The following is a 14,155-nucleotide window of genomic DNA, read 5'->3' on the forward strand; positions in this document are numbered from 1 at the left end:
GTTATTTTTGTCAACACTTAATTTTGAGAAAAGTTTATTTTTTCAAAACTCAGTCTTACTTGACTCAACCAACTCGTCGTTTCGCTTTTTTGTAAGCAGTCCGCCGTGTCGGTGGATGCGCATTATAGGGATGCAGCGAATTAACGCAAGCACTTTTTTGAGAAAACTTTAAAAAAACTACCTTTTGCATCCTTTTTAGTCTAAACAGTACAAAAGAGAAACTTTATTAACGCTTTAGTAACTTTTAGCTGTATTTAAGGCTATAAAAGCACAACGCTCTAAAAACAAAAAAGCCCAGCAACATAGCTGGGCTTTTAAAAAATTCGCGTTTTTAGTTGTTATGCAATGCCGTATTGATCACGGTATGCTTTTACAGCCGCTAAATGCTCATCCATTGTACCTTTCGCTTCTAGGTAACTAATTAAGTCAGCTAGTTTTACAATCGAGATAACTTTAGTGCCAAAGTCACGCTCGACTTCTTGAATAGCCGATAACTCAGCTTTGCCTTTCTCTTGGCGGTCAAGAGCAATTAAAACGCCACTTAAGTCTGCACCATTATCTGCAATGATTTCCATCGATTCACGAATCGCTGTACCCGCAGTGATCACGTCATCGACTAACATGATCTTCCCTTTAAGTTCAGAACCTACTAATGTACCACCTTCACCGTGTGCTTTTTTCTCTTTACGGTTAAAACAGTAAGGCACATCTTTGTCGTGGTGATCAGCTAAAGCAACCGCAGTAGTCGTTGCAATTGGAATACCTTTATAAGCAGGGCCAAATAATACATCGTATTCAATGCCAGCATCTTCAAGTGCAGCTGCATAAAAGCGGCCTAAACGTGCAAGGTCACGACCAGTATTAAATAAACCAGCGTTAAAGAAATAAGGGCTAGTACGGCCAGACTTTAAAGTAAACTCACCAAATTTAAGCACCTGCTTTTCAAGTGCGAATTCAATAAACTCTTTTTGATAATCTTTCATAACTAATAAACCTACTTCTTTATTAAGCTAATGCTTGCTTTTGAACGTCGATAATTTCACGAATTGAGTGCTTAGCTAATGTAAGTAGCTCATCTAGTTCGTCGAATGAGAAAGGTTCACCTTCAGCTGTACCTTGGATTTCGATGATTTTGCCTGTTTCCGTCAAAATCACGTTCATATCTGTTTCAGCTTCAGAATCTTCTAGGTACTCAAGATCTGTGATTGGTTGACCTTTATATACACCGACTGAAATTGCAGCAATCATATGCTTAAGTGGGTTTGAATTGATCATACCTTTACTACGCATGTAAGTGAGTGCATCAACTAACGCAACGCACGCACCACTAATAGATGCTGTACGTGTACCGCCATCAGCTTGAATAACATCACAATCGATAGTAATGGTGTTTTCACCTAACGCTTTTAAATCAACTGCAGCACGAAGTGCACGTGCAATTAAGCGTTGAATTTCCATTGTACGACCGCCCTGCTTACCGCGCGACGCTTCACGACCATTACGAGTATGTGTTGAACGAGGTAACATACCGTATTCAGCCGTAACCCAACCTTTACCTTGGCCTTTCATAAAGCGTGGTACACCAGCTTCAACAGTTGCTGTACACAAAACTTTAGTGTTTCCAAACTCTACTAATACTGAGCCTTCAGCATGCATAGTGTAATTACGTGTAAATGTAACCGGTCTAATTTGATTAGGTGTTCTTTCGCTTGGACGCATTAACGATCCCCTTAATTCTGAATTTGCCACATTATAAGTCGATGTGGTGGCAGATGCCATGTGATTTACATAATTAACTGTATCTGAAAAGCCGATTTCAGAAAATTTACGCTAGAGGTTAAAAGCTGATACGGTATAATCAAGCAACTTTGAATATAAATAACACTAGGAAATTATCCATGATCCACAGCATGACAGCTTATGCGCGTCGCGAAATTAAAGGCGAATGGGGCACTGGCACTTGGGAAATTCGTTCAGTTAACCAACGTTACCTTGAGACTTTTATCCGCGCACCTGAGCAATTTCGTGGCATGGAACCTGTTATTCGTGAGCGTTTACGTAAACACTTACAACGCGGTAAAGTTGAAGTTTTCTTAAAGTTTGCTGCAAATCCAGCTCATGTTGGTGAGTTAACGATTAACGAATCACTGGCTGAGCAGCTAATTAAAAGCGCACAATGGGTGCAACAACAGAGTAATGGTGACATTAATCCTGTTGATATTTTGCGTTGGCCTGGCGTTATGGAAGCCGAAGAGCTCGATATGGATAGCGTTAATACAGCGCTGATTGCAGGTTTTGACAAAGTAATTGAAGACTTCAAACAAGCTCGCGGTGATGAAGGTGCAAACCTACAAGAAATGATCACCACTCGCCTTGATGCAATATTAGAGCAAGTTGCCATTGTTGAGGGCCACTTACCAGAAATCGCTAAATGGCAACGTGAAAAGCTAAATCAAAAACTTGAAGAGCTTAAAACAGACATTGATGAATCACGTCTTGAGCAAGAACTTATTTACCTAGCGCAAAAGCAAGATGTAGCTGAAGAACTAGATCGTTTAAAATCACATGTTAAAGAAACAAAGAAAATTATAGTGAAAGGTGGTGCATGTGGCCGACGCTTAGATTTTATGATGCAAGAGTTTAACCGAGAAGCAAACACATTAGCATCGAAGTCTATCAACAGTGACATCACCAATGCAGCAGTAGAATTAAAAGTGCTAATTGAGCAAATGCGCGAACAAATTCAGAATATAGAATAGGGTTTCATTACTTCCACACACCTCCAAGCCCTTTATCTTAAAGGGCTTAAAGTTCATAAAACTTCTTAAAATTGCATACCACCTAAATTTACTGGTGACTTTTTGGTGTCTTTAGGTCACCATGTATTACCATTAAAAATTGAGTCACCATTATGCAAGAGGAAGAAGAACAAACTCCCCTACAAATCTTTAAAAGCGCAAAAACTGCTCCAGAACGAATTTCAGCAGCGGATGATCTTTCAGGGCTCAAAGATAATAAAAAGTATCCGATAGGAAATGGCTTATACCTAAAAGCCCTAATAACTGGAAATGCTTCTTGGATCTATCGCTATTCATTTGGCGGAAAAAGAAAAGAGTACACATTTGCCGACTATACGCGTTATGCGTCAAAAAAAGGTTCAACCTTATCCCAAGCGGAAAATAAAGTTGCTGAATTCAAGGTAATGGTAAGACAAGGGTTAGATCCTCAGTCTCAAACTAAATCTCGTTTACCTAGTAATGATTATGAGACTACTGTCGACTATGTCGCCCAAGAGTGGCTACGAAAAAAACAGCAAAAAATCCAAAGTGCTCATATTCATGAACGTGTTTATAAGAATGATATCAAGCCAGCAATTGGGGGAATGCAACTGACTGAAGTCAAGACAAGCAATATAATGAACTTAGTAAGTAAAATTAATAACTCAGGTAGACCATCAATAGCCAATGACGCCCTCCACTACTGTAAGCAAATTTTTAAACTTGCACAAAAAATGGACTTAATACAGTTTGATCCCACCCAGATTTTATCCGCTGAGGATGCCGGTGGAACAGAAAAACCGCGCGAGAGAAAATTGTCATTTGATGAATTAGAAATTGTATTTAAAGTCTTACGACAACATAAAGAGCGATTCACACGTGATAACTATATCGCTCTATGCCTATTAACGGCTTTAGGCATCAGGAAAAATCAATTGTTACAAGCCCCATGGCACGAGTTTGACTTAGAAAAGAAAATTTGGCGTTTACCGAAAAAGCGCGCCATGAAAAACTCACCAGCTATAGAAATTCCATTAGCTCCACCAGTTTTAGTGTTACTCGATGAGTTAAAAATCCGTTCGAACAACAGCGCTTACCTGTTCCCACCGAGAAGAACATCGAAAAGTGATTTCGTTTGTGAAAATACATTAAACCATGCTGTTGCTGCTATGTTTGGTAAAAAAGTCCGCGCGAATTCAAAATCGCTTTCTAATGTATTTGCCGAATATCATATCGAAGAATTTGTACCTCATGATCTGAGACATTCAGGAAGAACTTTGCTATCAGAACTAGGAGCAAGTGCAATTGTTGGTGAGAAGTTTCTCAACCATAAATTAAAAGGCGTTTTAGGTATTTATGACCATCACTCATATTTTGAAGAGCGAAAAACAGTAATGGAAAAATTGGCTAATCGGTTACAAGAGATCTGGTAATTTAATTTTAACATTTTAGCTATTGCAAAATTCTTAACTCGACGGTCTGTGATACAATTATGGTGTCATTAAAATCAAGGAGAAAAATTGACATGGAGTTTACAACTACAGAGCTGGCTTCGAACATCGAGCTCAACACCCGCGCTATTCCTAGCCTACATTCCAAAATGTTCCAGACGTTATTTCATGGCACTACTGTTGAAGAGGCGCTTGCACTTCTTTCCAACGGAGAAATAACTGGGGATGGAGGCTTACATGCCAACTTTGCAATAAAGCCCCGACCTGATCTTGCCAGATCATCAGAAGTATTCCTGATGTTTGAATTTGAAGGGCTTCATAGAGCAGCCATTTCTTGGGTTGGAAAAAGGCGCCCCTACTTTACAAAATATGCTGACAATGTTGTTTACCATATTTATACAACAAACACGGGGCTAGATAATACAAGCGACTTCCTAAATGACTATTGGCAAACGATCATTTTTCCTGGCACCAAAGGACTAAAGTTTTTAGGCATTCATGAGCCTGTTAACTCGGCACTAGCAGACAAGTTCAGTGGGTTTGTTGGCAAAGAGATAGCCATTAAAGGCTATGACATACAATGGCACTTTAAAGATATACCAACAGAGTTTTATGAAGCTGCGCAAACGGCGCTCAAAAAATAATGCTTTAGTTAGAGGCAGGTTACTTATGGTAACCTACCTCTTATAAGAAACATAACCTTAAGTTAGAAGAGTGTTCTAATTTCCGCTAGACATCAGGTTTTATGAACGTCCTATAATAAAACCAATATTTCAATTGTTATTAGACCAAATAAAATCGTTTTGGATGAGAACATAATTTTGAAAATCAATCATACTATAGTTCACCATTAAAATACTGAAAGAAATCCAAGAGACAGTCCCTGTCTCCGTTTACCGTCATTTTAGGTATTTATTAAGAATTTCTTCTTTTCTTGCTTGAGCCCCTCTAATAAGATTTTTAGCTGATTCTATTTGTGATTCACAAATTAATACTTTATCTACAATGCCTTTTTGTTTGCTACTGTCTGGTAGTTGGATAGATAACGTCTTAATACTGTCCATCGATGCTCTATTGTGTCGAGAATACCTGACCCTTTGACCTTCATTTTTTAATGCCCACGCTACAAATTTTGGTTCTATATCTGTAGATAACACCCTTAAGACACCACAATGATCAGTGGGGTAAAATGGCACATCTTTTGGTAAAGTATTAACCATCCAATCGCCATCAATACCCCATAAAACCGACTCTATATCAAAATTATCTATCAACTTCTTTTCTATATGACCAAAAGCTTCGAAAACATTCGCGCTGTATACAGGCACTCCTTTTTGTTCATGATTTATTTCCTTCTTTAGAACTCTCTTCCCTATAGAAACCTTAAATAAATTTTCATCACTGAGCTTATAACTTTTTAACTTAGAGTTCATAGACTCTTGGAATAGTGACTCTATCTTTTGTGACTCAACTTCTATTGTATTCTTGGCTTTATCCACTTCACTATCAATAGATTCACACTCTAGTATAATTTTTTCTTGAACTTCTTTAGGCGGTATAGCTAGAGGATATTTAAGTATCTTGTCCTTATCACCTCTAGGCATTTTAACGCCTTGTTTTCCAGCCATTACATAATCAAAAAACAAATCTGTACTTAAGCTTAGATATAAATATTTGGGCAGAACTTTTGTTGGATTTGAGCTTCGAAATACCATTACATCATTGGAACAACCGCCTTCCTTACTTGAAAACCAGATTTTTTTTAAATATGGACGTATATTTGAAATCAAAACGTCATTTTTTAGGTATCTTGTAATCCTATCTACATTTGGCGTGCCATCAAAATCTACAACCCCCATTCTATTTTGAAGTAAGTTATCAGTTGTAACATATGAGGTAACGTCAATTTCAGAGAGGTTAATTTTATCTTTAACATATGGTGCGACCTTACCTAGAGGTTCAGTGTCCCACTTTGTTTCTACAACAGGCTCATCATCAATCCTAGGAGATAAAGAAATTCCCTTGTTAAAGTTAACTGATACAAAATCAAGCATACTTATTAGACTTGCTTGTGAAACGTATTCAGCTAACTCTGAAGGTATCGTAATGTCCTCACCTGAAAAATTACGAGAGATAAGTGTATTGATCTTGCTTGGATTAAAAACACTTGCAGGGTCGTAAAGAGGAGTTTTAATATTATTTAAATTAAATATGTTATTAATAATTCTCTTATCTTCATCGTCAAGTGAAGCTTCACTATCGTCATCATTTTCAGTTTTTATTACAATATTATCTTCACTGCCAAGATACTTAATACCTTCGTTACCTTTAGCACTACTCCATTCATACCCAAGAAACTCTTTAATTTTAGTGTTGTTTGATGGGCTTTTAACAATGAGCACCTTCTGAGGATTTAGAGCAGCTAATGAAAAATACAAAATCTTATCCTTTTCTACTCTCGTTAAGTAAGATACAAACCTTTCTGATAGCTCTTTATGTTGCTGCTCTTTATTTAGCTCTTTAAAAGTTTTCTGTTTTTTACGATTTTTTATTTCAGTCCAATTACTGAACTCCTTTTTATAATCTTGAAAAATATCAGAATCTAAAAGCTTTTCTGTTGGCTTTCCAATTAGTAAAGATTTGTACTCTTCATATGGTACCTCTATTTCAGAGCAATAATCTTTGATCAAATATTCATCTTCAAATATAAGATCTTTATCACCACATTCACTAAACCAGTCATTTACTCTATTTTCATAATGCTCAGCTAATGACGGATTCTCTTCTTTTCTTCTAATAAACAAAGTTACGGTATTTGTTCCCGTTTTTCCGAATGTACCACTACCAAACTCAGCGATCGCTACAATGTCAAAATACTTAATTAACAATTCTCTTGTTGCAACATAAAGGTTTGTGGCCTTAGACGTACTCTTTGCTTTACCCTTTGTTAGTATTGAAGAAGGTACAATGATACCAGCAACACCACCTGGTTTTAGTAGTTGTTTTGCTCTTTCAATAAAGAAGGTTTCTATCGCATTGTTATTAGAAAAACTTTTTTCATCTATCGTAGACAAAAGTTGGTAATCATTTCTATCTGAGTCTGAAAGCGTTTCTAAAAAGCCTTTAACACTATATGGTGGATTAGCCGTAAGAATTGAGTAGTCGCCATCTTTTATGGTTGGCGATTTACTAAGAGCGTCTGAGTAAACGATATCAATATCGTCTTGTCCGTACATAAATGCTGAAACTTTAGCTACTTTAGACAATCGATATTCTTTTTCGATCCCTACAATATTCTCATAATATTTTTCTATAGGAATATCTTTTTTCTCATTCACATAGTTCTGAATTTCTTGAGCATATTGATTTAAAAAATGACCTGCACCACATGCATAATCTATAGCTTTAGGAAGTTGTTCACTTTCTTCAATAATTTGCTCTAAAGGTAGAGATTTGAGGATAAATTTAACAATTGGCATAGGAGTGAAAAATTGCCCCTCTGATTGTTTAACCCCTTGATCTAAAAAGCCCTCAAACATATCACCTAAGAATTGATTATCTTCATCAGATTTGAGTAAGATATCCTGTAGCATTTGTACTATTTTTAGAAGTACTTGAGAGTTCTGATAAAATAATTTTTCATTATGCACGTCTATAAATGCAAAATCATTATTGGTAAAAAACTTTAATTCTCTAAAATACTTTTTGATGGTGTCTCTGGTTGCATCTGGGTCTTGTTTGAAAAAACGAAATGCATCATCAATGGCGGAATTATCAATATAAGTAACATCCTCCCCCAAAAAGCGCTTCATACCTTCTTGATAAAGCTTTTGCAGCCTATCTTGTAATTCAAAGTAGCTGTCGTAGGCTACGCCTTTCCAATAAAATTTGAGTTCTTCTGGGTTGTTAGTTTCATCCACAATTTTACACAAGAATAAATTAACTAATTTATCAAAGGCGTTTTCTCTACCTGATACGTTATGTTGTCTAAGAATGGTTGCAAACTGATGATATTTACCTTGAATATCTCTACTACTAACAGAGCTTAGATCTTCAAGAGAGTACTTTGTTTTACCTATTTCATAAGGTGGAATATCTCCCTCAAAGATTCCTCTTGTAGAATAGTCTTGCCTATAAGTTTCCTTCCAAGCTTTAAATATATCTTCTACTTCAAGTTTCTTAGCATCCTCAAAAGATAATGGCTCTTGATCCGATAGTTCATTTAATAGGCTTTCGTTATCTTTCAAAGTTATCAAATAATAATCACGCACAACTTTTTGATCGATATAATCGGAAGCGTATAAACATACAAATTGCGTACTTCCAGCCTGTTTTGCGTAAGTTAAAAGTTGACCTCCGTTAATTAGGGTCTTTTTCCAAGCATCCTCAAATTCTTTGCCCGCAGTTTTACACTCAATAATTAGCAGTGACTTTTGCGAGTTGTCTTTTACTAGAATATCCGCTCTACCACCGCTTGCACCGTGACCCACCTTCCACCTTGGCTCTAATTCAATGTGCTCAGGTTTATACCCTTTGTCTAACAATTTAACGACACACTCAAACACAACAAAATTTTCTTTTTGAGAAAAGTTACATGTTTGCCTTTCATTAATTGTAAGACCTTTATCTTCTGGGTAAATCAACTCTTTTTTGTTGAAGTCGACAATCATTTTTACATCTGGTTCTGAAAAGCTTTTTGTAAATTGATGTTTATCTTCCGAAAATCCGAGATTTATCAATACATCTTTAAAATTATCAATAGTTAGCATTTCGCTATGATCCGTTTTTTATATTGTTAAGTTTGTTGTTCTTATACCTTCAAGTCAGACTTCTATTAGTCTGTTACCTTTACAGCTATCTCATGAAGTCCTATACGATTTAATTCTGCGATTGCACCGTCCAAACTCTTAAATATTCTTGGCTCATAAGGCTGCCTAGAACTACTTAAAACAACAGGCTTTTCATTCCACTCTGCCGCACTGCCTTTGAATACAACGACATAGTTACCTTTGGAACCTATAACTTCAGCACCATCAATCATATTGCTTTCAACTCTACTCTTTGCCATCGAGCTTAGAATGCAGTTTCCACCATTAATACCTGATATCACAGCTTACCCCCAATAATAGATATTGAAACAATATCAAATATTGTTTCAATATCAAAGTATGGGTTAAAATTTTATATCTCATTAGCGATATTCTCTAAAAAGCTTAGAGAATATTTTGGGAAAACCAGGGAACACACAAGAAACGATGGTTTCTTGTTATTTAAATGCTTACCTTGTGGCCAGTTTGGCGCAAAGTTTGTATTTTATGCGCCACTGCTAGCGGCAAATATTCACAGGCCAATTTAGGCCGCAGATCTCGGGACATATTTCGAGCTATAGCTTCTCGCAGCGCAATATGCTGTGGAGCATTTTTAAAATCAGCGGGGATGTCAGCTTCAAACTCTTGCTTGTTTACGAAAATATGCGCTGCGTCTCTATGACGTGAACATGCTACGTAACTATGCGCTCTATCCATACCTGATGTGTAGTAAACAAATACGTCACCGTTTATAGTTAGACCCTGGGCACTATAAACGGTCTGTGCATATGCCTGAGTCAGATAAACTCGGCCTTGTTCATTCGAATAGGTTGATGCTTTGAATTGGGTTTCACGACCTGAATCCAGCTTTATTCGAATCCAAACATCACCATCGGGTAAAGTCTCAAGTTTAGTAACTGTGCCTAGATCCCCATTGGTGTAATTGCGCGAATAATCGTTTTGTGTAAAGCGTATCCGTTCACCAAGCGACAGATTAATATCAATTTCACGGTCACTCACTGTTGCTGGCACCAGTATATTTTCATGACCCAATCGATTCTCTCGTTGTAACTGGGAGCGCATCTCGTTATTTAGTTGAACTACATCAGCCCAACTGTGTGCAATGACCATAGAATGATTGTGAGGGTTTTGATGGCGGTAATGAGTCCAGGCATCAACCAAAGCTGATTTTGTTGAAGTTTCATTCTTCTCAATATGCAGCTGCCTTCGTTTTTGATATTGGATCAGAGCTTGTTGGGCATACCCATCCCTAAAAGCAGCAACAGCTTGTCGATCCCATATTTGGGATTGCCTTCGAATTGTTTCTACACGGGTTGCACCGATAACATCAGGGGATGACAAGTACCGTAATACGCCGCCATGTGTAATCGCATTTAATTGTTTATCCTCACCGACTAAAATGACTTTAAAGGCATTTTGATTTGCAAAGTCCATTAGCTGTTCAATATCACGAGAGCCTACTTGACCTGCTTCATCAACAATTAAGACATCACCTTCTGTTATTGGAGGCTTACTTGTATCCAGCCAAGCGAGCAGCCTAGCTATAGTGTACGTTTCAATCTCTGCCTCATTGCTTAAATTGTTTGCAGCTGAGCGAGCTATCGCAGCCCCAAAAACACGCTTACCTGATGCGTGGTAAATATCTCGAACGCATCTCATTGATGCAGATTTTCCCGCACCAGCAGACCCCTGTATAATTGCAAGTTGGGAATCATTACAAGCGTTTCTAACAGCAAACTGTTGCTCATCACTGAGTTCAAACTTTTGGGTGCGGATGCATTGTTCAATGATTTGCTCTGAAATATCACACCACAGTGAAGAGCTAAGCTGTTTAGCATTAACAATTAACGCTTTCTCGGTTTCGAGTACTTCTTTAGTGGTATAGACATGAGAGTTTCGCCAGTCGCATCCTAAATCAACAGTGTTACCATCCGCTTGCAGCTCATTTACAATCGCATGTAATGATTTTAGAGACATGTTGTTTTCGAGGGCTTTTAAACCACCCTGAAAATAAATATCCTGCCGAGTAAATACCGCGTTAGTGCTTGTTAGTTCTGCCGCTAGTGTGTCTGAGCACATCGCTTCACCAAATTGAATCGGTCGTTTAAAATTACGAAGGGCAGTAATAGTATGCTGATCAACTCCAAATCCTACTAACTCAGATTTCCATGCTCTAAAGAGTTCACCACGATTAATGTCGCCTTTTTTATTTCTGGTACTGAGTGAAGCGACGTCGCCCGTTGCAGAAGCTCGTTTTTTAACACCTCTTTTATCAAGCACTTCAATGATTTGCTTTGAGCGTTTAGAGAAATGCTCGCAAACTTGCTGTGGTACACCTTCTATTTTGAAAGCGTCACCGTCAGGAGATGTTTGAAAACCAAGTGTTCTAAGAGATTCTGCCAGACTGATTTTATAAATCATTCCAGCGGCTTTTTGCCAAAGCATGATTGACCTAGAATCAACAGTCCCCCAAGAACCATCTGTCCTAGGGGCTAAATTTGCAACAATTGCATGAGTATGTAAGTGGGGGTCTAATTCACGGCTCGTTGAGTGCTCAAAAAAAGCGACAACTAAACCTTCGGTTTGTTCTTTTCTCTTTCCACCATTACTGCGTCGAGTAAATGCAGCATTCGCTTCTAACAGAGTTACGGCCTCACGAACGGCTCTAAGCTGCGCCTTTTGGATTTCTTGGCGCAACTTCTCATCAGCTGCTGCCCACAACACAGACACTGATTTTGGAGCATTGAAAGTTAGGTCCCACCCTGGAGTATGTTTCTCGCCAGAAGTTTGGCAAAGTTTAAATTTACCGCAAGGTGATAAACCTCGGAGGATGTTTTTAAAATCATCGCCATCTATCAAACTTTTTAACCCGAGTGCAGAGCTAGCTGAACCACCCCAAACACCATCAGGCTCACCACCATTCAAGTAATAATCTTCGCGTGCTAAATCTAGGTAATATTTACCGTCATTTTTAATTTTTGCAAAAGTCATCATTTCGAACTCTCCTGTTCAGTCTATTTGTAGATCCTTTGCGGGGCTCCGATGTTTTCTTTTGTCGTTTTACAAATGGCTCAGCAACCTTTTCAAACATTGAATTAATTGGCCAGTTGAGGTGGTAAACAGCATTTGTTCCGCTTATTAAAGCAAATCCCTCAATGCCATTTTTTAAGGAAGGTTGAGGTAAATGAATTAAGTCCTCAGGCTTTACAATGGCAACTTCTTCTTGGTGCAGAGAATAAGACTTTTCACCCTTTTCGTTAGTTGTTGCAGTCTTGTATTCGATCCTTCTTTTACCTAATGAGACTGATGCTTTCTCAGTTGAGTCACCAGTTGGAGCAAGCTTGAATGTAACGATATTGGCAAATAGTCCTAACACAGTGTTTGCGTCGTCTTTGCCGTATATCGATTCGAGTTGAGAAAGTAGTTGAACACCTGCAATCGTTTTACAACCTTTACTTCGCCCTAAAGCTAACCAAGTTTCTAAACGCTTCGATTTATTCAATGTAGCGAGTTCATCTAAAACAAGCCAAATAGACTCTGTCTGGTTATCTGGTTTAGATAATACTGTATTGGTCAATATAGCGAGTAATGCGGTTATTAGCGCTGAGCTCATCAGTGGTGAAGTAAGATCACCTTGTACAATAAGTGTTTTTTGAGATGTACTTTGCAACCATGATCTAATTGAAAAAAAGTCGCTGTTATTTTGATTTAACTCTGCAAGTGTCTTCACCCACGAAAGTTGGGTTGCAATCATGGAGCGAATGGAGGCAGTAGTTTTATCTTCTGGTTGAATAAGCGTGGCAGCCTGAGGATAAGCGTCTGCCAGCCACTTTAGTAACTCGTCATCTTTACAGAACAAGTGTTTTGAGAGTTCAGTCCAAGACCAAGGTTTACCCGCTTTGATAAGGCCAACAATTACACCAATCAGCACAACCCGTGCAGAATCGACCCAAAAAGTCTCCTTGGTAATATTGGATGAGATAACGGATTCAGCAAACACTTCAGCAAGTCCAACATCAGTTATATCCAAACCCAAATTCCAATTTACGCTACGCTCATCTCTAGGACTCAACAATAAGCAACTGTTCTCCAAAAATAGCTCGGTATATTCGCCTTTGATATCGTAAATCAGTGCTCGATCTTTACGCTGAAGGATCTGTTTGATGAGGAACTTTATTAAGTTCGATTTACCAGCCCCTTGCATTCCCCAGATAAGAAAATTCCCAACCTCCTTTTTCAAAGAGATTTGAAGTGAGGGATGTATAAATAGCCCTCGCTTACCTTCTCGTTTTGTAGCGCGCCTAAAATGACGTGTCGCTTTTGAACCTCTAAGTAAACGCGGACCACGGATATGAAATAAATCAGTTTGGTTATAGTGTTTAACTCGAAACTTCCAAACTATTGTAGAGGCGATGAGAATTGATAAAATCAATATAGATAAGCTGCCAAACATAGCTGTTGACGACAAGGAAAAAGCCGTGGGGCCCTGCTGCAAAAGAAAGGCTGATAGCAGTAAATCCTTGCCCCATACAACTAACTTAACTAATACGGATGAACCCCCAAGGGTTTCCAATATCGTTATTTCTGAAATCAAGAAAATGATGCAAGAGAGAATCAAAGCAACAATAAAGTGCCCCCATTTTTGCGATAACTTTGATTGTGTCATCGTGACCTCCTTGTCATTTGCTTTCTGATAGAGGCTTTAGCAGCCTGGGTTTCATCAGGGTCAAGTCCAGCAATTACAGAGGTAATCACAAATGTGTTTTGGGTTATCTGGGCTTGCAGGTGATTGAGCAAGTCTTTTAGTTCAACCTGTTTCTCGGCGAGCTGAATTCGTTGACGTGCAATTTCCGCAATCGTGGTCCCTTGATACTCAGCCTCCAATGCTAAGCGTTCATAGTCCTGAGCGGATAACCGCACACTGATTTGCTTGTTGTTTTTTTGGGTTTTCATTCTCAATCCTCCATGAATTCAATGAAACCATTTGTAAATCTATGAGTTACCAGACCGTTTTATATGAATTGATTCCAGTATTAATCTCGCCGGAACCCGATATAAATATTGGCTATAGACCGAATTCCAATTGCTGCTTGGTAGC

General features: G+C 38.2%; 10 protein-coding genes. 3 read left to right on the top strand and 7 right to left on the bottom strand.

Going from position 1 to position 14,155, the window contains the following annotated elements; translation table 11 throughout:
• Positions 1–338: 338 nt before the first annotated feature.
• Positions 339–983: an orotate phosphoribosyltransferase gene (gene pyrE / locus QL229_RS10750; RefSeq protein WP_036973002.1), complete on the bottom strand. Its 645-nt coding sequence runs from the start codon at positions 981–983 to the stop codon at positions 339–341.
• A 22-nt stretch (positions 984–1,005) separates the two neighbouring features.
• Positions 1,006–1,719, bottom strand: coding sequence for a ribonuclease PH (gene rph, locus QL229_RS10755; protein ID WP_063699765.1), 714 nt, complete (start codon positions 1,717–1,719; stop codon positions 1,006–1,008).
• 179 nt (positions 1,720–1,898) lie between these two features.
• Here rph and QL229_RS10760 point away from each other — a divergent pair, with 179 nt between their 5' ends.
• The 3 genes from QL229_RS10760 to QL229_RS10770 all read left to right on the top strand — a co-directional run bounded on the left by QL229_RS10760 (position 1,899) and on the right by QL229_RS10770 (position 4,872).
• Positions 1,899–2,759 (top strand): YicC/YloC family endoribonuclease, encoded by an 861-nt coding sequence (locus QL229_RS10760; protein ID WP_138558347.1) that lies wholly within the window; start codon positions 1,899–1,901, stop codon positions 2,757–2,759.
• 152 nt (positions 2,760–2,911) lie between these two features.
• Positions 2,912–4,210 (top strand): site-specific integrase, encoded by a 1,299-nt coding sequence (locus QL229_RS10765; protein WP_281546858.1) that lies wholly within the window; start codon positions 2,912–2,914, stop codon positions 4,208–4,210.
• Positions 4,211–4,302: 92 nt separating this feature from the next.
• Positions 4,303–4,872, top strand: a complete 570-nt coding sequence (locus tag QL229_RS10770) for a hypothetical protein (protein WP_281546859.1) — start codon at positions 4,303–4,305, stop codon at positions 4,870–4,872.
• A 255-nt stretch (positions 4,873–5,127) separates the two neighbouring features.
• Here the strand turns inward: QL229_RS10770 and QL229_RS10775 are convergent, their stop codons facing one another.
• The 5 genes from QL229_RS10775 to QL229_RS10795 all read right to left on the bottom strand — a co-directional run bounded on the left by QL229_RS10775 (position 5,128) and on the right by QL229_RS10795 (position 14,010).
• Positions 5,128–8,997, bottom strand: a complete 3,870-nt coding sequence (locus QL229_RS10775) for an N-6 DNA methylase (RefSeq protein ID WP_281546860.1) — start codon at positions 8,995–8,997, stop codon at positions 5,128–5,130.
• A gap of 65 nt (positions 8,998–9,062) precedes the next feature.
• Positions 9,063–9,338 (bottom strand): hypothetical protein, encoded by a 276-nt coding sequence (locus tag QL229_RS10780; RefSeq protein ID WP_281546861.1) that lies wholly within the window; start codon positions 9,336–9,338, stop codon positions 9,063–9,065.
• A gap of 160 nt (positions 9,339–9,498) precedes the next feature.
• Positions 9,499–12,051 carry a MobF family relaxase gene (mobF, locus tag QL229_RS10785; RefSeq protein WP_281546862.1) on the bottom strand — a complete coding sequence of 851 codons (2,553 nt, stop codon included), beginning with the start codon at positions 12,049–12,051 and terminating at the stop codon, positions 9,499–9,501.
• Positions 12,029–13,723, bottom strand: a complete 1,695-nt coding sequence (locus tag QL229_RS10790) for a type IV secretion system DNA-binding domain-containing protein (RefSeq protein ID WP_281546863.1) — start codon at positions 13,721–13,723, stop codon at positions 12,029–12,031. The genes mobF and QL229_RS10790 overlap by 23 nt, the downstream gene beginning before the upstream one ends.
• On the bottom strand, positions 13,720–14,010 hold the full coding sequence (locus QL229_RS10795; protein WP_281546864.1) for a hypothetical protein: 291 nt from the start codon (positions 14,008–14,010) through the stop codon (positions 13,720–13,722). Before QL229_RS10795 ends, QL229_RS10790 begins: the two co-directional genes overlap by 4 nt.
• Positions 14,011–14,155: the final 145 nt, after the last annotated feature.

This window comes from Pseudoalteromonas sp. PAR1 (assembly GCF_947311895.1).
GTDB lineage: Bacteria > Pseudomonadota > Gammaproteobacteria > Enterobacterales > Alteromonadaceae > Pseudoalteromonas > Pseudoalteromonas lipolytica_C.

Coding starts and splice junctions, on each gene's coding strand:
- rph (WP_063699765.1), bottom strand. CDS start 1,719: ATGCGTCCAAGCGAAAGAACACCTAATCAAATTAGACCGGTTACATTT.
- QL229_RS10760 (WP_138558347.1), top strand. CDS start 1,899: ATGATCCACAGCATGACAGCTTATGCGCGTCGCGAAATTAAAGGCGAA.
- QL229_RS10770 (WP_281546859.1), top strand. CDS start 4,303: ATGGAGTTTACAACTACAGAGCTGGCTTCGAACATCGAGCTCAACACC.
- mobF (WP_281546862.1), bottom strand. CDS start 12,051: ATGATGACTTTTGCAAAAATTAAAAATGACGGTAAATATTACCTAGAT.
- pyrE (WP_036973002.1), bottom strand. CDS start 983: ATGAAAGATTATCAAAAAGAGTTTATTGAATTCGCACTTGAAAAGCAG.
- QL229_RS10795 (WP_281546864.1), bottom strand. CDS start 14,010: ATGAAAACCCAAAAAAACAACAAGCAAATCAGTGTGCGGTTATCCGCT.
- QL229_RS10790 (WP_281546863.1), bottom strand. CDS start 13,723: ATGACACAATCAAAGTTATCGCAAAAATGGGGGCACTTTATTGTTGCT.
- QL229_RS10775 (WP_281546860.1), bottom strand. CDS start 8,997: ATGCTAACTATTGATAATTTTAAAGATGTATTGATAAATCTCGGATTT.
- QL229_RS10765 (WP_281546858.1), top strand. CDS start 2,912: ATGCAAGAGGAAGAAGAACAAACTCCCCTACAAATCTTTAAAAGCGCA.